This is a genomic window from Pseudomonas sp. SCB32, assembly GCF_009189165.1.
Lineage (GTDB): Bacteria > Pseudomonadota > Gammaproteobacteria > Pseudomonadales > Pseudomonadaceae > Pseudomonas.
In genome coordinates this window covers 2,817,576-2,839,931 of the sequence record NZ_CP045118.1, presented here as the reverse complement: position 1 = coordinate 2,839,931, position 22,356 = coordinate 2,817,576, and the positions used below count along the sequence as shown (strand labels likewise).

Genomic DNA, 22,356 nt, shown 5'->3' with positions numbered 1-22,356 from the left:
CTGGAGGAATACCATGCAACCCAGTTTCAAGTTCGATAGCACCCTGTCCCGGGGCTTGCTCGATGTCCTCATCAAAGCCGGACTGATCGCCGCCCTGGTGATCTTTTCCTTCCAGGTTTTCGAGCCCTTCAAGGAGCTGATGATCTGGTCGGTGATCCTCGCCGTCACCCTCTATCCGCTGCAGTGCTGGCTCAAAACGCGTACCGGCCTCAAGGACGGCTACGTCGCGACGCTGATCGTACTGTTCGTTCTGCTCGTGCTGATCGCACCGATCTATCTCCTGGCGATCAACGCCGGCGACTCCATCGACAAAGTGGTGGCGCTGCTCAAGAGCGACACCCTGAGCATTCCGCCGCCGCCGGAATCGGTGGCGGCCTGGCCGCTGATCGGTCCACGCCTGTACGAGGTATGGCTCAAGGCCTCCGGCGGCCTGAGTGATGTAGCCCAGCACCTGCTGCCTTATCTCAAGGGCAGCGGCCGCGTGCTGCTCGGTGCCGCGGCCAGCGCCGGCGGCGCGTTCCTGCTGTTCATCTCGGCGGTCATCATCTCCGGCATCATCATGGCCTTCGGTGAAACCGGTACCCGCGCGGCCGAACGCATCGCCAACCGGGTGGCCGGCGCGGATCGTGGCAAGAGCATGGCAGTCCTGTGCACCGCCACCATCCGCGCCGTCGCCCAGGGGGTGATCGGCATTGCCTTCATCCAGATGCTGCTGATCGGCGTCGGCTTCGTGGTCAAGGGCGTGCCGGGTGCGGGCATCCTGGCGGTCGCCATCCTGATCCTGGGCATCGCCCAGGCACCGGCGACCCTGATCACCATCCCGGTGATCGCCTATGTCTTCTCCACCGAAGGCTTCACCGCCGCGACCATTGCGTTCGCCATCTACTCCTTCGTCGCCGGTCTCTCCGACAACGTGCTCAAGCCGTTGCTGCTGGGGCGTGGCGTCGACGTGCCGATGCCGGTGGTACTGATCGGCGCCATCGGCGGCATGGTGGTCAAGGGTATCATCGGCCTGTTCATCGGCCCGGTGATCCTGGCGGTCGCCTATAACCTGTTCTGGCAATGGGTGGATCAGCAGGGGCCGGACAGCACCTCCGAATCGCCTAAATAAGCAAGGATTGCCATGCCAAAGCGCGTCAGACGCTGCACACTCCTCGCCGCTGCTGCCCTGGCCGGCTGCACCCAGGTCGGCCCGGACTTCCAGCCACCGCAGGACCCGTGGCTGGCCGGCTGGAAAACCCCGCTGCTGGAGCAGGCGGAGCGCAACGCCAGCGCCCCGGACCTGCGTCAGTGGTGGACGGTGTTCGCCGACCCGACCCTGGACGCACTGATCGCCGAGGCTGACGCGCACAACACCAGCCTGCGGGTGGCCGGCCTGCGCATTGCCGAAGCGCGTGCACAGCTGTCCATCGCCGAGACGGGGCGCTACCCGCAGCTGCAGCAGATCAGCGCCGACAGTCTCTACCTCAAGCAGAACCAATCGGGCGCGCCGAGCGCCCGCGACTCGACGTTCTGGCAGTCCAGCGCAGGCTTCGACATCGGCTGGGAAATCGACTTCTGGGGCCGCTTCAGCCGCGCCATCGAGTCCGCCGACGCCGCCTACTTCGCCTCCGTGGCCAACTACGCCGACGCCATGGTCCTGCTGCGCGCGCAGGTCGCCGACACCTACTTCGGCCTGCGCACCGCCGAGGCGCGCCTGGATATCGCCCGCGAGAACGCCAAGCGCCAGGAGCGTAGCCTGGAAATCACCGAACGGCTGTTCCGCCACGGCGAGAACGACGAGCTCGACTGGCAACAGGCGCGCACCCAGTACCTGGCGACCCTGGCAACCATCCCCGAGTTCGAGAACCAGGTGAACGCCCTGCGCAACATCCTCTGCGCGCTGCTCGCGCGTCCGCCTGGAGCGATGCCGGAGCTGGCCGCTCGCCACGGACAACTGCCGCTGCCTGACCGCGCCATCCTCCAGGACGTGCCGGCCAACTTGCTGCAGCGCCGTCCGGACATCCGCGCCGCCGAGCAGGCAGTGGCGGCGCAGTCGGCGCTGGTCGGGGTCGCCGAGGCCGACCTGTATCCGTCGATCAGCCTGCTGGGCAGCATCGGCTGGAGCTTCGTCTCGGCCAGCAACCTGCCCGACAGCTTCAACCTCGCCGCCGGGCCGAGCCTGATCTGGAACCCGTTCGACTACGGCAAGCGCGAGAACGCCGTACGCGTGCAGGACGCGCGCCTCCAGCAACTGATCGAGCTCTACCACCAGGACGTGCGCAACGCCGCGCGCGAGGCCGACGACGCCGCCAGCGGCCTGGTGCGCTCGCTGCAGAGCGCGGGCATCCGCGATCAGGCCTCGCAGGCCGCGCAGCGCTCGCTGAGCCTGGCCAGTTCGCAATACCGCGAAGGCTTTGCCGACTTCCAGCGCGTGCTCGATGCCCAGCAACTGCTGCTGCAACAGCAGGACGGCTACCTGGTCAGCCGCGGCAACGCGGTCAGCAGCCTGGTGGCGCTGTACAAGGCACTTGGCGGCGGCTGGGACAACCACCGCCCGCCCATCGATGCGGAGACCCGCAAACAGATGGAACAACGCACCGACTGGGGCGACCTGCTCGAAGAGCCGGCTCCGGCAGCCCAGGACCCCAGCACCTCAGAACAAGGTAAGCAGAAATGAGCGACGCCCCCACTACGCCGCCCGCACCGGCACCCGCCCCCGGCAAATCCTCCCCCGACCGCGGGATGCGCGTGGTGTTGCTGCTGATCCTGGTCAGCCTGATCTGGTACCTGCTCGCCGACCGCTTCACCCCCTACACCCAGCAGGCGCGCCTGCAGGCCTACGTGGTCCCGGTGAGCGCCGAAGTGGCCGGCCAGGTGCAGCGCGTGGCCGTGGGCAACAACCAGGAAGTGCGCAAGGGCGACGTGCTCTTCGAACTGGATCAGGAGCAATACAAGATCGCCCTGTCGCGAGCCGAGGCCGACCTCGACACGGTGCGCCGGCAGATCGGCGCCAGCACCGCCGGCATCGATTCGGCCAAGGCCGGTCTGGCTGCCGCGCAGGCCAACGAGCGCAAGGCGCGGCAGGACTCCGAGCGCTTGCAGCGGCTATACCAGGAAGACCCCGGCACCGTCTCCGTGCGGCGGCTGGAAAGCGCCCAGGCGACCCGCGAGCAGACGGCCAGCCAGGTTGCCGCGGCCCGCGCCGAAGTCGAACGCGCCCGCGAGCAACAGGGCGGCCACGACGAAGACAACGCGCAGTTGCGCAGCGCCACCGCGAATGTGGCCAAGGCCCGACTGGACCTGTCCCGCACCGTGGTGCGCGCCGACTCCAACGGCCTGATCACCGACCTGCGCACCGACGTTGGCCACTACGTCGGCCCCGGCAGCCCGGTGATGACCCTGATCGCCATCCATGACGTGTGGATCAGCGCCGACATGACCGAGAACAACCTCGGCCACCTCAGCCCTGGCACACCGGTGCTGGTGGTGCTCGACGCGCTGCCTGGCGAGCTGCTGCGCGGGCGCATCCGCAGCATCGGCTATGGCGTCAGCGTCGGCCAGAGCACCCCGCCCGGCTCGCTGCCGACAGTACAGAACAGCCGCGAATGGCTGCGTTCCGCGCAGCGCTTCCCGGTGATCGTCGAACTGGACCGCGACCAGCCGCTGAACACCGCCGGCCTGCGCGTCGGCGGCCAGGCTGAAGTCATGGCGCTGCCCAAGGAAGGCAACCCGCTGAACCTGATCGGCCGCGTGTTCATGTGGCTGATGAGCTGGCTGTCGTATGCCTATTGAGCTGCGGCGCCGGCGCGCGCTGAGGCTCGCCTGGGGCGTCGCGCTGTGCCTGGCAGCCAGTTATGGCATCGGGCTGCCGATTCCCTTTCTCGCGCCGGTGCTCGCAGTCCTCCTGCTGGCCATGCGCGCGCAGGCTCTGCCGCTCAAGGCGGCTCCGGCCCTGGCGGTGCTGGTGCTGCTCAGCTGCGGTATCGGTCTGCTGCTGATTCCGCTGCTGCGGCATGCGCAGCTGAGCGGCGTGTTGCTGGTCGGCGTGGGGCTATACCTGGTGTTTCGCTACGCGCTGCGCGGCGGCAACGGCCTGCTGGCGAACCTGCTGGTGATCGGGCTGACCATGATCGCCGCCGCCGGCACCAGTGACTTCACCCTGGCGCTGTCGGTGGTGGAAGCGCTGGCCAAGGGCATGTTGCTGGCCGTGCTCAGCAGCGCCGTGGCCCATGCGCTATTCCCGGAACCGGCCGATGCACCCACGCCCCCTGCCCTGCCACGGCTCAACGAGGAAGACGTCGGCTGGATCGCCCTGCGCGCCGTGCTGATCGTGATGCCGGCCTTCCTGCTGGCGATCATCGCCCCGGACCGCTTCATGCCGCTGATCATGAAGTCGGTCAGCCTCGGCCAGCAGGCCGGCGAAACCCGCGCGCGCCACGCCAGCCGTGAACTCATCGGCTCCACCCTGCTGGCCGGGGTGCTGGCGATCCTGGTCTGGAGCGCCCTGAGCCTGTTCGTGCACCTCTGGATGTTCTTCCTCTGGGTGCTGCTCTTCACCCTCTGGCAAGGGCGGCGCCTCTATGCTGCGGTCGCCACCCGCAAGAGCCCGGCATATTGGGTCAGTTGCCTGACGACGATGCTGATCCTGCTGGGCCAGTCGGTGCAGGACAGTGCCGGCGGCCAGGACGTCTATCGCGCCTTCGCCGTGCGCATGGCGCTGTTCCTCGCGGTGTCGCTGTACGCCAGCGGCATGCTGGTGTGGATCGACAGTCGTCGCGCACGGGCACATACGGCCTAGGTTCCCCACTCCAACTGGTCGAGCGCTTTTCAGCAGCACAAAAAAACCGGCGAGGGCGGCACCATCAATGGGCCGCCCTCGCCGGCTGTTCACCCGCCATCAGCGATGCGCAGGCACGCTATCAGGGTTTCCAGTCGACCCCGGAATCAGCCAGGTAAGCATCGACAGCGGCGCCGAGAGTGGGATGGAAGGCGGATTCCCCCAGTCCCTCGAAGAGCTCGAACTGCTTCATCTTGTCCTTCACCGGGTCCTTCATTTCCGCGAACTGCAGCTCGACGCCACGCACCTCCAGTGCCTTGTCCAGCTCGGCGAGCATGTCGGCCGAGGTGACGTCGATGCTGGTCACCGGACCTGCCGCGATCACCAGGCGCTGCACTGCGGTGGGTGACTGGTCGACAGCCTCCAGCACCTGATTCTGGAACTGCTCGGCGTTGGCGAAGAACAGCGGTGCATCCCAGCGGAACAGCACCAGCCCCGGGATGCGCCGGGCCTGCGGATAGCGCGACACATCGTGGTAGCCACGGATGCCATCGACGCGACCGAGCACCGTGTAGTGCGGACGCCAGCCATCCCAGAGGAACTCGATCACCGAGATCGCCACGGCGATGCAGATACCTGGAATGGCGCCGAATACCGCAACGCCGACGAAGCAGGTGATGGACAGCCAGAACTCCCATGGCTGCATGCGGAAGATGCGCTTGAGGTCGGCGAACTCGAACAGCCCCAGTGCCGCTGCGATCACCACTGCGGCCAGGGCGCTGTTGGGCAGGTGCTGCATCAGGTTGGGCGCCACCAGCAGCAGCAGGGTTACCGCCAGCGCACCGATGATGCCGGTGAGCTGGGTGCGGGAACCCGCCGCTTCGGCCACCGGCGTGCGCGACGAGCTGCTGCTGATCGGAATGCCCTGGAACAAGCCGGACGCCAGATTCGCCACACCCAGGCCGAACATCTCCTGGTTCGGGTTCACCGGCGTCTTCATGCGCGCCGCGTAAGTGCGCGACAGCACGCTGGTGTCGGCGAAGGAGACCAGTGCCACGGCGATACCACCGAGCACGATTTCCGTCAGGTTGATGCCGGTCAACCAGGGGAAGGAGAAGGACGGCAGCCCCTGGGGCAGTTCCCCAAGCACCTTCACACCCATGCTGCCGAGGTCGAACAGGCTCACCGAGAGGGTCGCCAGGACCACCGCGATGAGAATGCCCGGCAGGCGCTGGTAGGGCTTGAGCAGCAGGATCAATACCAGGCTGCTGGCGCCGACGGCGAAGCTCGGCCAGTTGGCGCGGCCTTCCAGCACGGCCTGCGCCAGATGCCAGAGGTCACGCAGCGGCCCCTGGCTGTCGACGGACAGGCCGAACATCTTGGGCAACTGGCTGATCAGCACCGTCAGGGCGATGCCGTTCATGTAGCCGTAGCGGATCGGCTTGGACAACAGCTCGGTGATGAAGCCCAGGCGCAGCAGTCCGGCGACCATGCACACCACCCCGGAGACCAGCGCCATCATGCTGGCGATGGCAATGGCCCGCTGCGGATCGCTCGCCGCGTACTGCACCACCACCGCGAGAATGGGCGCAGCCAGCGCCGAATCCGGGCCGAGCACCAGAATCCGGCTGGGGCCGAACAGCGCATAGGCCAGCAGCGGGATAATGGTCGCGTACAGGCCGTAGATGCCCGGCACGCCGGAAGCCTCGGCGTAGGCGATGCCCACCGGCACCAGCATGGTGGTCAGCACCAGCCCGGCGGCAATGTCCTTGGGCAGCCACGCCCGCTGGTAGTGCAACAGGGTCACGAGACCTGGCAGCCAGCGCTGCCAATCGAAACCTGATTGTTGTTGGGCGGAAGATCCCGGGCGGGACGTGTCGGACATGGGCTAGTGGCTCCAGCGGCGGAATGAACGGTCCTACGAAAGGCACCGAGGACGGGAGCCCTTCCGCCCTACATCGTAGATCAGCGGCCACCTGTCGTACCCCCCGCCGCGCAAATACTTTTCCATAAACAGGGCGCTTCGCGCCGCGCCGATTGCGAACACTTTTCAGCGCGAGCCGGCAAGTGCTCAACAGGAGTCGATGGCATCCGGCTCATGCCGGAATCCGTAGCTCCAGCGCACGGTACAACGCGGCAAGCAATTGCTCCGGGCCATGTTCGCCGACAGCGAAGGAACGCCCGTCGAGCAGGAACATCGGCACACTGGCATCAGCCAGTCCGACACGGCGACCAATGAACTGGCGGGCGCCGTCGGCAAGGGCCTCTTCGAAGTCGCAGGGCCCGAAGTCGCAGGCGAGCAGCAGGCGGCGCAGGGTGTCACGCTGGCCGATGTCTTTGCCAAGCTGGAAATGCGTGCGAAAGAGCAACTCCAGCAGGCGCTCCACCTGATGGTCGGTACCGACATAACCGGCACGCTGGAACACCCGGTGGGCGTAGGTGGTGTTGGGCATGATGCGGATGCGTTCGAGGTCCAGAGGCACCCTTGCCCGCTCGGCAGCCCGGCACACTTCGGCCATGCGGACATCCAGTGCACGTCTTGCGTCCGGACGCCTGCCGAGGCTGGCGAAGGGCTCGCCCGTCAGCGGGATCTGCGGCAGCAGTTGCAGGCCGAGCCAGTTCACCCGCACCTGCAGGTCGGATCGCTGGCTCGCCAGCATGCGCAATGCGACATCGAGGTTGCGCTTGCCGATAAAGCACGAGGGGCAGATGAAATCGAAGGTCATCTCCAGGTTGAGCGTCGCCATCACTCTCCTTCATCGCCCATCAAGGGCGGCATGCCGGGGGAAAACCGCGAGCCCTGGCTCAGTCGCGGGGTGATAGCGGCCTGGAGCCGAAACCAACCTTGGGAATGGAGCGCCCGTACTTCAGGAAGAAGCCCTGCGTATGCCCGGCGATCTCCCCATGCCTGCCGGCCAGGGCCAGGGCCAGGCGCATCATGTCGACCTGCAACTCTTCCTGTTCCACCATGAAGTCCAGAAACACCCTGGCTTCGGACGGCCCCGACTTCTTCAACTCACGCAGCCAGTCGACATAATCCAGGGTCTGTTTGTAGACAAAGCCCACCAGCGCGACCATGAGACACCTGGGCACCGACGAGACCAGCCAGGCCTTGAGTTTCGTCCGGAGTCCCGGCGCCGGGTCCAGCCCCCAGCTCAGGGCAGCCGCGCCGTAGCGCCGGGCATTGAGGTCCTCCAGATCCCAATAGGTCTTCCAGAAGACGAACCAGTCATCCCCATGCAAGCGATTGGTCATTCGCCTGACGGTCATCAGTGCGAATGAGCGGTTGGCCAGTTCCGAACGGAACCCCTTGATGAACGCTTTTGACGGCATGCGACGCTCCTGCTTCATTGGCGGCGGAAAAAGGTAAATTCGGCAGGCCACCCGGCCCACGGACGGCGGTGTGCGGATTGCCGCTCAGCGCCGCAACGGACGGAGGGTTGCATCGAAGTCATCCAGCGAAGGAAACGCCAGAGGTTCGCGCTGATCCAGGGTCACCATGTGCTCGCAATACTGGTTCAGGTAGGTCCAGCGATCCGTCTCGCTGATATAGGGGACGTGATAGGCAATGAACGGCGGCAGCACTTCGAGCCCGACGTAGGCCAGCACCCCCTGGTGAATGGGCCGCAGCAGCGTCTTGATCTCGCCGTGCACCGCGTCCTTGCCGAACATGTGGCTCTGCCCGCCGACGGTGAAGGACAGCATCGCCTGCTTGCCCTTCAGCCCACCCCGGTCGTATATGCGCCGCCCGCCATAGCAGAGCCCGGAGACGAATACCCGGTCTATCCAGCCCTTCAGGATGGCCGGCATGCCGAACCAGTAGATGGGGAAGCTGAAGATGATCAGGTCGGCCCATTGGATCTTTTCGAGCTCCGCCTGGATATCTTCGGCCAGCGTGCCGTTCTTCAGGTTATGCCGCTGCTCCAGGGCATACACCAGATACTCGTCATTGGCCCGGCAGCCGAAATCCGCGGCACTGGCGACCGGGTTGAAGCGCTGCGCATAAAGATCGGAAACCTTCACTTCATGCCCCTGCTCGCTCAACACCACCACCGCCAGGTTCTTCATCGCGGCGGTAAAGGAACCGGGCTCGTTATGGGCATGCACAATCAAAACGTTCATTGCGTGTTCCAGACTTCGGTTAATTGAAAACAGGGACTCGGGCTGCGGCGTACGAGTCTTACCGCGCGCCGCAGCCACGACTCATTGAGCGATGACGCCTTGCGTGCCGAACAGCAACAGGTGTCCATACGCGCGCGGCGCCAGGGACGAAAGGCTCAGGCGGTCTTCCCGCTGCGCGACGGTGAAGCGCTCCAGGCTGCTGTCGGAAAGCGCGACCAGGCCGCCGTTGCCGACCAGCGCAACGCGCCCGTCGCTCAGTTGGGCGACGGCAGTGATCGCCTCGTGGCTGCCGCTGTCGAGGGCTTGCCAGTGCTCGCCAAGCAGCACCCGGCCGCTCATGCCCACCAGCAACAGTCGCCCGTCGCGCAGCCCGACACCGCTCCACAGCGAGCCACTGGCGCCGGTATCGAGCGCCTTGCCAGGTGACGCCGTGATCGGCCGAGCGGTACGCGTTGCCGGCCTCGGCCGCAATGAACAGGCTGCCGTCGCGCCCGGCGAAGAGGTGATTGAGATGGTGGTCATCGCCCTCCGCGCCGACCTCAACGCGCTGCCAGCTCTTGCCGCCATCCTGGGTTTGCGCGGCGTAGCCATAAGCGCCGACGACCATGCCGTGACGCGCGTTCTCGAACCACACCGAGAGCAACACCGGCCGGTCTTCCAGCGGCGGCAGCCGGGACCAGGTTTCGCCGCCATCCTCGGTGTGCAACACCACGCCGCCATGGCCGACCGCCCAGCCCTCGCGCTCGCTGATGAAGCTCAACGCGGTGAGCAGGCCATCGACCGGCACGTTGCGCGCCTGGCGCCATGTCTTGCCATCGTCGGACAGCACGATCACACCATGGTCACCGACCGCCACCAGCCGCTGGCCGGCCTGGGCGACAGCCACCAGGGGCGCGTGCTTGGCGCCGTCCAGTGCAATGGCGGGAGCCTCCGCCTCGGCCGCCGACAGGTTGCAGGACATCGCCAGCGCCAGTGCGACCAGGGGCAGACGGAGGAATCGAATCGGGGACATCGGATGCCCTCCTTTCTCAGTGCGCGATCAGGGGCGCGCGTACCGGCCCCCGTCGCGGAATCAGGGTTTCCAGTACCACCGCCAGGGCCGGCAGCAGGGTGATCGCCATGATCATGTTGGCCATGAACATGAAGGTGAGCAGCAACCCCATGTCGGCCTGGAACTTCAGGGCCGAGAAGGACCAGGTGGCGACACCCACGGAGAGCGTCAGCGCAGTGAATACCGTGGCCACCCCGACCTCGCGCAGCGCCTGCTGGAAGGCGCTGACGATGTCGCGTCCCCGGGCCAGGTGCATCTGCAGGCGGTTGTAGATGTAGAAGGCGTAATCCACGCCAATGCCCACGGCGAGCACCATCACCGGCAGGGTCGCCACGGTCAGGCCGATGTCCAGCGCCTTCATGAACCAGTAGCCGAGGAAGGTGGCCAGCGTCAGCGGCACGCAGCAGGCGATCATCGCCCGCCAGTCGCGGTAGACGAGGAACACCAGCCGCACGATGGTCAGGTACACGTAGAGCATCATCGGCAGCTCGGACGACGCCACGACCTCGTTGGTGGCCGCCTGCACGCCGGCATTGCCGCTGGCCAGGCGCACGTTCACCCTGGCCATGGAGCCCTCGCGCCGGGTTTGTTTGCGTTTGCCGGAAAAACTCATCTGGGGCATGTGCAGGGCCCAGGTTCAGCGGGGGCGCCGTTTCAATAGATCAGCCGAGACTTTTCTGGAGTCTTCCTGAACAGCCGCTCGCCATTTGACGGAAGCAGGCGTGATCTTTGGCCAGGTGCTTTCTGAAACAGGAGGCTCGCCTACCCAGGAGCGATGTTGACATCTGGAATTGCGGTAACTATTTTTTAGGATTGCAAATTCCACAGATTCAGCTAATGAGATTGTCGGCCTGCAGTGCTTGACAGCTCTGCTGCCTTCTTCGAAGTCTTGCTTCTCTGCACAGGTCTTTTCAAACTGGCCGGCCCGAAGGACACGTTCGTCATCAGGCGAACGATTACAGGCCGCCATCTGCTGTTGATGCCTGTTACCTGCGCTGCAAGTGATGCGCTGCCGATCGTGCTCGGAGTGTGCGGCCCTGGTGCCGTGCTTATTGGTAGTCCGCGCATGGTGGCAGTCGCCTTTGACGGTGCTGTCTGTTATCTCGCGTACCACGGACTTGTTGCTCTACGTACTGCGATTCGTCCTGATTCCACGGAATTTGTTCAAAGGACGTTGTAGTGTGGGCTGCCGGGCAGGCGGCGCTGGCAAGTTCTCCGTGCTCGATATCGAACACATGGTTGGCGCGATCGAAGACGTTGGCTGCACGGTCCACGATGACACCTCGATCTAGGCGATTTCGTGCGGAAGACAACACAGTTTCCGTCACGATCCTCCTTTCGCGGAGCTTGGATTCTTATTTCATTTCGAATCCACGCCGAGGTGCTTCTATGACCGAGTTGAACAACTCTACGTCGCCCGATGGATTCGCAACGCTCAGCGCGGCAAGCGCGCAAGCCCTGGCCAGCTCAATGGACGAATCCGGGGTAGGTATCCTGCACCAAATCGTGCCGGACGCGATTCTCGTGCAAATGCGCAGCTTCATTGCCCATCAGATTGAGCAGCACGACGGCCAATATTTCAGTTTTGAGGGCATGGAATGGACCGTCGACACCTGCCTGCGCCCGCTTTTCGAGGACGCGGGCCTGCGCGCGCTGTTTCGATGCCTTTATGAACGGAAGATGCGCACGGCGCCGCCCAGCGACCGGATTTTTCCGGTCCTGCGCGTGCTGACCGGCACGCACGGACTGCGACATGCGCTCAACTTTCACTACGACTCCTACGTCGTCACCATTCTGCTGCCGGTTCTGATCCCCAACCGCCCGGATGAGCCGCCGGGGCATCTGGTCATGTTTCCGAATTTGCGCGATGCGAGGCGCTTCGCGGTCGTCAATATTCTTGAAAAGCTGCTGGTCGAGAAGCTGCTGAAACGGGCGTGGCGTACGCCGCGCGTGCAGCAATGGCTATCGGCCCAAATCGTCCCTCTGACTCCCGGCAATCTCTACTTCTTCTGGGGTATGCGCTCGCTGCATGCCAATCAGGCCTGTCTGCCCACCAGCGTGCGCAGCACGGTATTGCTGCATTTTGGCGATCCTCACGAGGGCAGTGTGTTCAAAGGACTCTCCCACCGATTGCACGTATGGAGACTGCAGCGCATGGATCGGGATTAGGCTTTCGCAAACAGCGTAAACGCCAGCAACGCCTGATGACGCCAGCATGCCAAGCTGACTGGCATTGCCCCCCAGGGAAGCCAGGCCGTCGACATAAACCGGCATCAGCGGAAGGACCAGAACGGCTACGGTGCCAATTACGATGGCACCCCAAGGCCCGCCTTGCCGACTGGGCGAATGGTTTCCGAATCATGGTCTTGTTATCGGATTTGGCGGTCTGCTCGGACGTGAAAAACGGGCTGGTAGTCCACCCCAGCCCCAAGTCTTTCAAACTCACCTCAGGTCAAAAATTATTCGATAAGGCGCCGCCCCGCTTGCCACCCGGTGACAGCGGCATTGACATCTGATGCCAGTCGACCGCCTCGTCGGAAAGCCCCGAAAGCACCGAGCCGGGTACCTGCACCAGGTACTCGCGCCCGCCCGGCACACTGAGGAACTTGCCGAGCAGGCCGGGAAACGCCGGCACCTGGCGCTGCAGACGGCGACAACTGGCAGCTGCTGCATTACTACCGCCCCACGGTGGACGGCCGGATCGTCATGGGCGGCGGTGATGCCATCGTGTACCGGACGGCGGCCACCGACGAGGTGCCCGCGCCCACCAACTGGCAGCACTGCGAAGCGCATCTGAAGTGGATCTACCCGCAGCTCAAGGATGTACGCATCGATTACCGCTGGGGTGGCCCGGTCTCGGTGAACGTGGACATGGTTCCCGAAATCAGCTTCGTCGATGACGAACGCATCATCTATTCGGGCGGCTGCTTCGGCCATGGCATTGCGCTGACGCACCTGAACGGCCGGACCATCGCGGACCTGCTCAACGGCGAGAAGACCGAGCTGACGGACTTCTGGATCGTGAACCGGAAATCCATCTCGATGACCAGCGAGACGCTCTCCTTCCTGGGTGGCTGGGCGGCCCGCCGAGCACTCAAGGCCTGGGACTGGTGGGAAGAGCGAGGCCTGGCCGGGCGCTGATCGCCACCGCTTCTCCAGTCGTTCGACCGATGCAGCGCCCATAGCCGGGCGCGCAAGGGCGATGCCTTTGCTCCTTGAAAGTTGCCCAGCAAGTGCCCGATGCTCTGCCTGGCTACGGGCTGTTCTGCAAGACGCATGGGTGGCAAAGGATTGAGGTAGGGATGACCAACCGCGAGCAACTTCATCGAGACGGCTATGTACTGCTGCACGGCGCGATCCCGGCCGAGTGGCTGGGCGACCTTCGGGACGTGTTCGACGCCGGCGTCAGGGCGTCCGGCGAATGGCCCGTACCGCGCGGCGCGGACTGGCGCCATTCACTGCTGGACGTCGACGCGAGGGTGCAGGCCGTCTGCCGCCTGCCGCAGGTGCTGGCCGTTGTGGGCGAGCTGATCGGGGAGCGGTTCTTTCTCTCCCAGGTGGAGGGCCGTGAGCCGCTCGCCGGCGGTGGTCACCAGCAGCTGCATCGCGATCTGTCGGCCCAGCGGCCCGGCGACACGGTGAACGCCCTGGCCTATTTCGACGATTACGGCCCTGGGAACGGCGCGACGCGCATCGTCCCCGGCAGCCATCGTGCCGAACCGGGAGCGCCGCCATGGGACTTCAATGACGAGTCCCGGTCCGTGCAGCTTTCAGGCTCCGCTGGCGACATCCTGGTGTTCGACGCCGACCTGGTGCATGCGGCCAGCCTGAACGCGCTCGGCGCGCGCCGCCGCACCCTGCTGATCAGCTATTTTTCCGAGCCACTCTACCCTTCGCACCTGGAGACTGCGGGCCTGCGAAACATCCGGATGGACACGACTGACAGGTTCGATCCCTCGGACTACGCCCTGGGCACCCCGTAGTCCGGGTCCAGGGCGCATTTCCGCGCTCGACCGTGCCCGGTCAGGCACTGCGCAAATCGCGCTTGAGCAGTTTGCCGGAAGCGTTCAGCGGCAGGCTCCGGACGAACTCGACATGGCGCGGAACCTTGTAGTTGGCCATGTGTTGCCGGCACCAGGCGATCAGCGCATCCGCCGTCAGATCGTGGCCGGGTCGCAGGATCACGAACGCCTTGCCCACCTCCCCCTGGCGCACGTCGGGCACCCCGACCACCGCCACCTGCGCAATCGCCGCATGCTCCATCATCAGGCGCTCCACCTCGGCCGGATAGCAGTTGAATCCGCCAACGATGAACATGTCCTTGAGCCGGTCGGTGATGCGCAGGTAACCCCGCTCATCGACCACGCCGACGTCGCCGGTGCGCAGCCAGCCGTCGGCATCGATGGCTTCGGCGGTGGCCTGGGCATCGTTGAAGTAGCCGCGCATCAGGTTGAAGCCGCGGATCAGTACCTCCCCCACCTCGCCGCTGGGCAGCGCCCGTCCCTCGCCGTCCACGCAGCGGATCTCGATACCCTCCAGCGGCCGTCCACAGGTACCGGCCACGGTCTGCACGTCGTCGCCCGGACGGCACAAGGTCGCCAGCCCGCAGCTCTCGGTGAGGCCGTAGGCGGTGAGCACGCTGTCGAAGCCCAGTTCGCTGCCCATCCGCTGTACCAGCACCGGTGGCACCGAAGCCGCGCCGGTGACCGCCACGCGCAGCGAAGTCAGGTCGAAGTCCCCGCGCCGGGGGTGTTCCAGCATGGCCGAATACAGAGCCGGCGGCCCCGGCAGGAAGGTCACGCGGTCCTGTTCAACGCGGCGCAGCACGTCCTCAGCGTCGAAGGTGCGCTGCGGCAGGATGGTCGCGCCACGGATCAGCGCCGCCAGCCAACCGGCCTTGAAGCCGAAGGCATGGAAGAACGGATTGACGATCAAGTAGCGATCATCGGCGCCCAGGCCGACGGTCTCGCCCCAGTTGTCGAACAGCCGCAGGTTCTGCCCGTGGGCACAGAGCACGCCCTTGGGATAGCCGGTGGTGCCGGAGGTGAACATCAGGTCGCTGAGGCTGTTCTCGTCCAGCGTCTCGATGCGCGCATCGAGCACGGCATCGGGGATCGCTTCGGCGCTGGCAAGGAAGTCTTCCCAGCTGCTGTCCCCGTCGCGCGCCTGCTCGATGACCACGGTACGCTCCAGATCGACCAGCACCTGGCCGGCCAGCAGCTCCGGGTAGTAGCTGCCGAGGAACTCACCGACGCTGAACAGCACCCGCGCCCCACTGCGGCGCAGGATATCCGCCGCCTCGGCGGCCTTCAGCCGTGTGCTCAGCGGCACCAGTACCGCGCCCGCCATCAGAGCGCCCAGAGCCGCCAGCAGCCAGCGGTGGCCGTTCGGCGCCCAGACGGCGATTCGCTCCCCAGGCGCAAGCCCCAGCGCGAGCAAGGCCTTGCCGAGCTGCCGCGAGCGGCTTTCCAGCTCGGCGTAGGTCAGGCGCAGCTCGCCCTCGTCGACGGCAATGTGCTCGGGATGGCGACGCGCGCTGCGTGCCAGCACCGCAGGGATGCTGCGCACCCGCTCGGCTGTCGGCGTCATGACTGCACCTCCACCGCTGCGGCGTACACAGGGTAATCGGTGAACCCACGCGCACCCGGCGTGTACAGGGTGGCACGGTCGAACCCGGCGAGGGGCTGGCCGGCGCGCAAGCGGGAGACCAGATCGGGATTGCCGATGAAATGCCGGGCAAACGACACCGCATCCCCCTGCCCTGCGGCGATGGCCTGTGCCGCGCTGGCGCCGTCGAAACCGTCATTGAGGATCAGCGCGCCACGGAAGTGCCGCCGCGCCAGGGCAAAGGCATCCAGTCCCGGCTGCGGCGAGCGGCTGACCTGCAGGTAGGCCAGGCCCAGCGGATCGACGGCATCGAGCAGCGCCCCATAGGTGGCCAGCGGATCGTCATCCTGCATGTCGTTGTACGGATTGCCCGGACAGATGCGCAGGCCGACGCGCCCTGCCCCTATGGCCCCGGCCATGGCTTCGAGGGTTTCCACGACGAAGCGGATGCGCCGCGTAAGCGAGCCGCCGTAGGCATCGCCGCGCTGGTTACTGCAGGCCAGGAGGAACTGCATCGGCAGGTAGCCGCTGCTGCAATGCAGCTCCACCCCGTCGAAGCCAGCCGCGCGGGCATTCAGTGCCGCTTGCCGGTACTCGTCGATCACCCCGGCGACTTCACTCGTCTCCAGCGCGCGCGGCACTTCCATCGGCACCATGCCCTGGCTGTCGCTGTACAGGCTGCCGTGGGCGGCGATGGCCGAGGGCGCCAGCGTTTCGGCACCTTCGGGCTTGTTGTAGCGGCTGGCCGCACGACCGACGTGCATCAGCTGCAGTACCCGGCTGGCACCGCCCTGTCCGGCGATGGAGGCGTTGACACGGTCCCAGGCCGCAATCTGCACGGGTGTGGCGATCCCCGGCGTGCGGCAGTAACCCTTGCCGTGCACGCTCGGGTAGGTCCCTTCGGCAATGATCAGGCCGGCGTCGGCGCGCTGGCTGTAGTAGCGCACATGCAACGCATCGGGAGCGTCGTCGGCATCGGCGCGGCTGCGGGTCATCGGCGCCATGGCGATGCGATTGGCCAGGCGCAGCTCGCCCATCCGCAGCGGTTCGAAGAGCGCCTCCAGGGCGCGGGAGGAAGAATCGGCCATCAGCGCACCTTGATTCGCGGCGCGCTGGAACCCCGGCGCATGGTGTCGAGGAACTGCTCCAGCGGCGCCGGCTCGGCCACCTGCGGCAGGGCGTCATCGGGCTTGTCGTTCCAGAATGCCTTCCAGGTCGGCCAGAGGTCGTGCCAGGAGCCGTCATAGGGTTCGCGGCCCGGCCAGCGCATTTTCTTCTCGCCGATCGGCGGGCGGTTCAGGTCGGTGGCATAGAGGTAGCACGGCAGGCGGCGGCGGAAGTACCAGCGCCCATCGATGCGCTGGTAGTCGTCCCAGTAGAGCATCTGCATGATCACCCACTCGGGGCCGGCCTCATGCTCGTTCTTCGAATAGACCACGCCGCTGGCGTTGTCGGCATCGCGGAATTCGATGATGTGCCCGCCGATATGGTGCGAGGTGGTGCTGAACTGCAGGCGCAGGGTGTCGTCCATCCAGGTCTTGAGGTGGGCGCGGCCGGACTTGTCCTTGCCCACCTTGACGTCTTCGGGGAACAGCCCGACCCAGGCATCGAGATCGCGCATGTCCAGGGCCAGGGCGTACTTGGCCGGCAGCATGCGGATTTCCGCCAGCGACTCCAGGCGATCCAGCCGCTGTTCCAGGCTCAATTCTTTCATTGGTTTTTCCATGGACAGGGCTCAGCGCTGCGAGGACACGTTGCCGCCGTCAACGAGGATCTCCGCGGCATTGATGTAGCTGGCCTCGTCGGACAGCAGGAAGCGCACCACGCGGGCCACCTCATCCGGACGGCCGAGGCGGCCGAGCAGGATGCGGCGTTCGAAGGCGCCGGGATTGGCCTTGGCGATCGGCTCCACCATCGGCGTGAGGATCTGCCCCGGCGACACCGAGTTGACGCGGATGCCGTCGGCGCCCAGCGCATCGGCCAGCGAGCGCACCAGCGACAGCAGGCCGCCCTTGGAAGCGCTGTAGGACGGGATCAGGCCGTTGCCCAGGGTGGCGTTGATCGAGGCGATGCCGACCACCGACGAACCGGGATTGGCGCGCAGGTCGGGCAGCATTTCCTGCACCAGGAAGGCCATGGCGCGCAGGTTCACGTCGAGCACGCGGTTCCAGCGTTCCAGGGTGAGCTGCTCGATGCCGCTCTGGTCGACCATGCCGGCCGCGTGCACCAGGCCGCCCGGCGCACCCAGCGCCTCGCGGGTGGCTACAACGGCGGGCGCGATGGCCGAGGCGTCGCACAGGTCGATGCCAACACCGACGCAGGCCACGCCAAAGGTCTCGCCCAGGCGCACGGCGACTTCCTCGGCCTTGCCGGCCTGCAGGTCCCAGATGGCCACCGGGCGGCCGACGGCGGCGAGCGCCTCGGCGCAGGCCAGGCCGATGCCGGAGGCGCCGCCGGTGACCACGACCGGGCTTGCGGGAGCATTCAGCTGAATGTTCATCGGATCATGCCTCCTGGGCGGCTGCGCGGATTTCGGTCGAGGTCGCCGAGGTGTAGTCGGTGGCGCCCACGTTCAGTTCACAGGTCTTGCCGCCGTCCACCACCAGGCTCTGGCCGGTGATGTAGGAGGCCTCGTCGGACGCCAGGAAGAGGATGGCGTTGGCCACTTCCTCCGGTTCGCCGATGCGCCCCAGCGGCACGGAGCGTGCGGTGCCTTCGGCGATCTGCGGGCTGCGCATGGCCTCGCGGGTGCCCTCGCTCCAGACGATGCCGGGGATCACCACGTTGACGCGGATCTTCTGCGCGGCGCCTTCCAGGGCCACCGCGCGGCTGAAGTTGAGCACCCCGGCCTTGGCCGCGCCGTAGGCGCTCAGGCCCGGGCTGCCGAGCAAGCCGGCCACGGAGCCGAGGTTGACGATGGAGCCGCCGCGCCCCTGCATGGCGCGGAATGCCGCGCGGGTGCCGAAGAAGGCCACGTCGAGGCTGCCGCGCAGGCACTTGTGCCACTCCGAGGTTTCCAGCCCGGAAAGCATGCCCCAGGTGTAGTTCACGGCGTTGTTGATCATCACGTCGAGCTGGCCGAAGCGCGCCACGGTCGCCGCCACGGCGTTGTCCACCGAGGCCTCGTCGGTGACGTCGGCCTGCACCCAGTCGGCCTCGCCGCCCTGGGCGCGGATCTGCGCCACCACCGCTTCCAGTGGCTCGCGGCGGCGGCCGCAAACCATCACCCGCGCGCCCTGGGCGGCGAACAGCTGCGCCGCCGCCGCGCCAATGCCGGTACCGGCGCCACTGATCAGCGCCACCTTGTCTTGCAGTCGTCCAGTCATCTGCCTGTGCCTCGTCAATGCATCAACATGCCGCCACTGGCGGCGAGGGTTTGTCCGGTGAAAGCGCTGGAATCGTCGCTGGCGAGGAACAGGCAGGTCTGCGCAATCTCCTCCGGTTCCAGCATCCGTCCCAGCGGTATCGCGCGCTCCAGGGCCTGGGCCCATTCGCGGGAAATCGATTGCATCAACGGTGTGCGAGTCGGGCCCGGGCACACGCTGTTGACGCGGATGCCACGCGGCCCCAGGTCCCGCGCCAGACACTTGGAGAGCCCGAGCAGCGCGGCCTTCGACGCGCAGTAGGCCAGCGGCCCCTCGCCGGTCAGCGCCGACAGGCTGGCGATATTGACGATCGAGCCACGGCTGCCGCAGGCGATCATCAGGCGCACCGCCGCGCGGCTGCAGTAGAAGGCGCCGTCGAGGTTGATCTTCTGGATGCGCTGCCAGCCCTCGTCGGTGAGGTCGACGATCATGTCGGTGAACACATCCGGCTGCACACCTGCGGCGAGCTGCGCATTGCGTTCGCCCAGGCGCCGCTGGTAGTGCTCGAAGCCATCTCCCGGCACCTGGCCGAGACCGGCGTTGTTGACCAGCACGTCGAGCCGGCCGTAGCGCTCGCGCACGGCGGCGAAGAGCTGTTCCACGGCCGCCGCGTCGGCGATGTCGCAAGCCGCCGCCATGCAGCGCTCGCTGCCGGTCAGCGCCTGGCGTGCGCTTTCCGCCGCCGTGCCGTCGATATCCGCCAGCACCACGCTGGCGCCCTGCTCGGCGAACAGGGCGGCGGTGGCGCGCCCCATGCCCGAACCCGCGCCGGTAACCAGCGCGACCTTGTCCTTGAGTTTCATCCGGGTTTCTCCGCTCAGATCAGGTGCAGCTGGCTGCGCGCCTGTTCGGGCACTTCATCGAGCTGGCGCCAGCCAGTGGCGTGCCGCTCGAAGACCTTGAGGGTCGGCGCCGGCAGTGCGCCGACGTCGGTGTAGAACTGCTCGTACCACTCGCGCAGCTGGTACACCGGGCCGTCGCCATCGCACAGCAGCGGCTTGTCGATGCGGCGCTTGCCGTGCCAGATCTCCACGTCCTGGAAGAACGACTTGTGCGCCTGCTCGGCATAAGCCTCGGCAATGGCCAGGTTCTGCTCTTCGGAGAGATCCGGCTGCTTGCGCACCTTGACCGCATAGCGCAGCTCGAAGCTGTTCTGGTCGATGGGCACGTGGCAGTTGAGCAGCAGCGTATCGATGGTCTGCCCCCCGGTTTGCGCGCTCATTCGGGTGACATGGTAGGCCGGGCCGAAGTAGGCGCTGTCGGCGCGCAGGCCGTTGCCCAGCAACTCGCTCTCCTCGCCCTGGAACATCTGGTAGCCGATGTGGCCGTCGAAGGTGTTGCAGAAGTAGCTGGCCGGCGAGCCGTGCACCGGGCCGAAGTGGGCGAAGTCGGCCAGGTTGTCCACCAGTTCGCGGCAGTTGGTCTGGATCACCATCTTGCGCATGCGCCACTCGGTCCACTCCGGCGAATGGCAGGCTTCGATACGCGGAATGCGCACCGCAGGATCGGGCGCGCCACCCTCGGCGTCGTGCCAGACGAACAGCAGGCGGTTTTCCTCCAGGGTCGGCCAGGCTTTGATCCGTGCGCGCGGCGGAATGCGCTGGCAGTACGGGATGGAGGTGCACTTGCCGTCGGCGCCCCATTGCCAGTGGTGGAACGGGCACACCACGTCGTTGCCGCGCACCTCGCCACCGCTGAGATCGGCGCCCATGTGCGGGCAGTAGCCGTCGAGGATGCGGAGGGCACCGTCCTCACCGCGGTAGGCGACCAGGCGGGTGCCGAAGATATCCAGACGGTGCGGTTTGCCGTCGGCATAGTCGGCGGCCAGGCCCAGGCAGTGCCAGCCACGGGCGAAGCGTTGCGGGTAGATGGCAGGCGCGTTGGTCGGCGATTGCATGCTGTTCTCCAGGGTGATGGATGTCGAGGCGCACTATCGAACAGCCCCCGCCCATCAACATCCCCGCCGGGGACTAGCCCACACGGGTGAGATGGCAGCGTTCCCGAGCGACCCCGCACATCCCCCATACGGACGATGCCCCTGTCTGCCACGCATACCAGCCTTGTACCCCTAAATAGCCCACGAGAAGGCTCGCCCGCTGGAGGGAAGAACATGCACGGCACCGCGATCTCGCTGGACGACCTGAGCGACTTGATCGACCTGATCTACGAAGGCGCCACCGAGCCCCTGCCCTGGCAACAGAGCCTGGAGCGCCTGCGCGAGGCGCTTGGCGCCAGCTACGCGACCCTGATCCTGCGCCCGACCAGACCCGACGCGCCGGGCTTCATGGTGAACGCCGGCGCCGTCTCGACCTGGGCCGTGGACGCCTACGAAGGCACCTTCTACGCCTTGGACCCGCTCATCGACCTGCCCCAGGGCGAGCTCCATACGGTGACCGAGATTCTCGGTGAGGATGGGTGGCGCGCATCGGCCTTCTACCAGCAGTTCAACGCGCCGCTGGACATCTTTCACATCCTCGGCGCGGACATCCCCGGCCCCGACGGCGGCCAATGCCGCCTGCGCATCAGCCGCTCCCACGGGGCCCCGGCCTTCGACGCGGCCGACAAAGCCTTCTGTGCTCGCCTGCTCTCCCACCTGCAACGCGCCCTGAGTCTCTATGGACAGCTGGAGCGCAGCGAGGTGGAGCGGCGCCTGTATGCCACGGCCGTGGAGCGGATGCGCATCGGCACCCTGATCCTCGACAGCCGCCAGCAGGTGCTGGAAAGCAACCAGGCCGCCCAGGAACTGCTCGCGGCCGGCGATGGCCTGCAGTTGCTCGACGGCTGTCTTCAGGCCAGCGTCGTCAGGGACAACCAGGCCCTCCAGCGGCTGATCAGCGAGGCCCGGCAGCAGCGCCAGCCCAACGGTCCCCAGGTGGCCGAAGCGATCATGCTGACGCGCCCGTCCGGCCGTCCGGCGCTGGGCGTGGTCGTACAGAGCCTGCGGCCAAACCGGGAACAGACGGAGGGCGGCGAAGCACGGGTGGCGGTGTTCCTGCGTGATCCCGAGCAGACCGCCAGCGTGCCGCAGCAACCGCTGCGCCAGCTGTTCGGTTTCACTCCGACCGAGGCAGAGCTGGCCGCGCAGCTGGCCAACGGGCTGTCGCTGGAGGATGCCTGCGTACGCATGAGCATCAGCCGCAACACGGCCAAGTCACACCTGCGGGCGATCTTCGCCAAGGCAGGGGTCAACCGGCAGAGCGAACTGGCCTGCACGCTGCACGCCAGCGTCGCTTTCCTCTGCGGCAACCAGCCGGCCAACTGACACCCGTCGCGGAATCTCGTAACGAAGCCACATCACTTTCTGTGAATCAGAACGAGCTGGGCCCGGCGAACGATGCCGGGCCCGGGTGTATTGCCTGAATGAACAGAGGGCCGGCACACACCAGCCGATCCTGAATAAAACCCCGGGACGCGCCCACCCGCAGGATGCGTGCTGTCGGCTGCCACACTCC

At 66.3% G+C, this 22,356-nt stretch carries 22 protein-coding genes and 2 pseudogenes; 9 read left to right on the top strand and 15 right to left on the bottom strand.

What is annotated here, in order from left to right:
* Window positions 1-13: 13 nt before the first annotated feature.
* The 4 genes from GA645_RS13310 to GA645_RS13295 are packed head-to-tail and all read left to right on the top strand — an operon-like array spanning window position 14 to window position 4,780.
* A complete protein-coding gene (locus GA645_RS13310) occupies window positions 14-1,111 on the top strand; it encodes an AI-2E family transporter (RefSeq protein ID WP_152223478.1) in 1,098 nt (365 codons plus the stop codon).
* A 12-nt stretch (window positions 1,112-1,123) separates the two neighbouring features.
* On the top strand, window positions 1,124-2,659 hold the full coding sequence (locus tag GA645_RS13305; protein WP_152223476.1) for an efflux transporter outer membrane subunit: 1,536 nt from the start codon (window positions 1,124-1,126) through the stop codon (window positions 2,657-2,659).
* Complete coding sequence (locus GA645_RS13300; protein ID WP_152223474.1) at window positions 2,656-3,774, top strand: HlyD family secretion protein; 1,119 nt, start codon at window positions 2,656-2,658, stop codon at window positions 3,772-3,774. The genes GA645_RS13305 and GA645_RS13300 overlap by 4 nt, the downstream gene beginning before the upstream one ends.
* Window positions 3,764-4,780 carry a DUF2955 domain-containing protein gene (locus tag GA645_RS13295; RefSeq protein WP_152223469.1) on the top strand — a complete coding sequence of 339 codons (1,017 nt, stop codon included), beginning with the start codon at window positions 3,764-3,766 and terminating at the stop codon, window positions 4,778-4,780. The genes GA645_RS13300 and GA645_RS13295 overlap by 11 nt, the downstream gene beginning before the upstream one ends.
* A gap of 121 nt (window positions 4,781-4,901) precedes the next feature.
* On the opposite strand, the gene GA645_RS13290 is transcribed toward GA645_RS13295, so the two are convergent.
* The 7 genes and pseudogenes from GA645_RS13290 to GA645_RS13265 form a co-directional block, all read right to left on the bottom strand.
* Window positions 4,902-6,644: a SulP family inorganic anion transporter gene (locus GA645_RS13290; RefSeq protein ID WP_152223467.1), complete on the bottom strand. Its 1,743-nt coding sequence runs from the start codon at window positions 6,642-6,644 to the stop codon at window positions 4,902-4,904.
* 211 nt (window positions 6,645-6,855) lie between these two features.
* The gene (locus GA645_RS13285; RefSeq protein ID WP_152223465.1) at window positions 6,856-7,506 is read right to left on the bottom strand and encodes a DsbA family protein; all 651 of its coding nucleotides are present in this window, start codon (window positions 7,504-7,506) and stop codon (window positions 6,856-6,858) included.
* A gap of 58 nt (window positions 7,507-7,564) precedes the next feature.
* Window positions 7,565-8,092 carry a hypothetical protein gene (locus GA645_RS13280; RefSeq protein WP_152223463.1) on the bottom strand — a complete coding sequence of 176 codons (528 nt, stop codon included), beginning with the start codon at window positions 8,090-8,092 and terminating at the stop codon, window positions 7,565-7,567.
* 84 nt (window positions 8,093-8,176) lie between these two features.
* Complete coding sequence (locus GA645_RS13275) at window positions 8,177-8,881, bottom strand: NAD(P)H-dependent oxidoreductase (protein ID WP_152223461.1); 705 nt, start codon at window positions 8,879-8,881, stop codon at window positions 8,177-8,179.
* Window positions 8,882-8,962: 81 nt separating this feature from the next.
* Window positions 8,963-9,403: a hypothetical protein gene (locus GA645_RS29040; protein WP_256676223.1), complete on the bottom strand. Its 441-nt coding sequence runs from the start codon at window positions 9,401-9,403 to the stop codon at window positions 8,963-8,965.
* Between the two features lie 202 nt (window positions 9,404-9,605).
* Window positions 9,606-9,842 (bottom strand): annotated as a pseudogene (locus GA645_RS29035) (hypothetical protein); the annotation flags it as partial.
* A gap of 67 nt (window positions 9,843-9,909) precedes the next feature.
* Window positions 9,910-10,524: pseudogene (locus tag GA645_RS13265) on the bottom strand (efflux RND transporter permease subunit); the annotation flags it as partial.
* A gap of 387 nt (window positions 10,525-10,911) precedes the next feature.
* Here GA645_RS13265 and GA645_RS29285 point away from each other — a divergent pair.
* Both GA645_RS29285 and GA645_RS13255 read left to right on the top strand, forming a co-directional pair.
* Complete coding sequence (locus GA645_RS29285; protein WP_372239806.1) at window positions 10,912-11,112, top strand: hypothetical protein; 201 nt, start codon at window positions 10,912-10,914, stop codon at window positions 11,110-11,112.
* Window positions 11,113-11,321: 209 nt separating this feature from the next.
* Window positions 11,322-12,101, top strand: a complete 780-nt coding sequence (locus tag GA645_RS13255) for a hypothetical protein (RefSeq protein ID WP_152223457.1) — start codon at window positions 11,322-11,324, stop codon at window positions 12,099-12,101.
* Window positions 12,102-12,384: 283 nt separating this feature from the next.
* Here GA645_RS13255 and GA645_RS13250 read toward each other — a convergent pair whose 3' ends face one another.
* Window positions 12,385-12,567, bottom strand: coding sequence for a hypothetical protein (locus tag GA645_RS13250; protein ID WP_152223455.1), 183 nt, complete (start codon window positions 12,565-12,567; stop codon window positions 12,385-12,387).
* Window positions 12,568-12,638: 71 nt separating this feature from the next.
* On the opposite strand from GA645_RS13250, the gene GA645_RS13245 reads away from it, so the two are divergent.
* On the top strand, window positions 12,639-13,073 hold the full coding sequence (locus tag GA645_RS13245) for a hypothetical protein (RefSeq protein ID WP_256676144.1): 435 nt from the start codon (window positions 12,639-12,641) through the stop codon (window positions 13,071-13,073).
* Window positions 13,074-13,234: 161 nt separating this feature from the next.
* Window positions 13,235-13,915, top strand: coding sequence for a phytanoyl-CoA dioxygenase family protein (locus tag GA645_RS13240; RefSeq protein ID WP_152223453.1), 681 nt, complete (start codon window positions 13,235-13,237; stop codon window positions 13,913-13,915).
* A gap of 40 nt (window positions 13,916-13,955) precedes the next feature.
* Here the strand turns inward: GA645_RS13240 and GA645_RS13235 are convergent, their stop codons facing one another.
* The 7 genes from GA645_RS13235 to GA645_RS13205 are packed head-to-tail and all read right to left on the bottom strand — an operon-like array spanning window position 13,956 to window position 20,801.
* Complete coding sequence (locus GA645_RS13235) at window positions 13,956-15,521, bottom strand: FadD3 family acyl-CoA ligase (protein ID WP_152223451.1); 1,566 nt, start codon at window positions 15,519-15,521, stop codon at window positions 13,956-13,958.
* Window positions 15,518-16,603: an alkene reductase gene (locus GA645_RS13230; protein ID WP_152228079.1), complete on the bottom strand. Its 1,086-nt coding sequence runs from the start codon at window positions 16,601-16,603 to the stop codon at window positions 15,518-15,520. Before GA645_RS13230 ends, GA645_RS13235 begins: the two co-directional genes overlap by 4 nt.
* 23 nt (window positions 16,604-16,626) lie before the next feature.
* Window positions 16,627-17,253, bottom strand: a complete 627-nt coding sequence (locus GA645_RS13225) for a nuclear transport factor 2 family protein (RefSeq protein ID WP_178119536.1) — start codon at window positions 17,251-17,253, stop codon at window positions 16,627-16,629.
* 21 nt (window positions 17,254-17,274) lie between these two features.
* Window positions 17,275-18,039 (bottom strand): SDR family NAD(P)-dependent oxidoreductase, encoded by a 765-nt coding sequence (locus GA645_RS13220; protein WP_152223447.1) that lies wholly within the window; start codon window positions 18,037-18,039, stop codon window positions 17,275-17,277.
* Window positions 18,040-18,043: 4 nt separating this feature from the next.
* Entirely contained in the window at window positions 18,044-18,865 is an 822-nt protein-coding gene (locus GA645_RS13215; protein ID WP_152223445.1) for an SDR family NAD(P)-dependent oxidoreductase, read from the bottom strand.
* A gap of 14 nt (window positions 18,866-18,879) precedes the next feature.
* Entirely contained in the window at window positions 18,880-19,707 is an 828-nt protein-coding gene (locus GA645_RS13210) for an SDR family NAD(P)-dependent oxidoreductase (RefSeq protein ID WP_152223443.1), read from the bottom strand.
* A 14-nt stretch (window positions 19,708-19,721) separates the two neighbouring features.
* Window positions 19,722-20,801: a Rieske 2Fe-2S domain-containing protein gene (locus tag GA645_RS13205; RefSeq protein WP_152223441.1), complete on the bottom strand. Its 1,080-nt coding sequence runs from the start codon at window positions 20,799-20,801 to the stop codon at window positions 19,722-19,724.
* A gap of 213 nt (window positions 20,802-21,014) precedes the next feature.
* Here GA645_RS13205 and GA645_RS13200 point away from each other — a divergent pair, with 213 nt between their 5' ends.
* Window positions 21,015-22,166 (top strand): helix-turn-helix transcriptional regulator, encoded by a 1,152-nt coding sequence (locus GA645_RS13200; RefSeq protein WP_178119535.1) that lies wholly within the window; start codon window positions 21,015-21,017, stop codon window positions 22,164-22,166.
* Window positions 22,167-22,356: the final 190 nt, after the last annotated feature.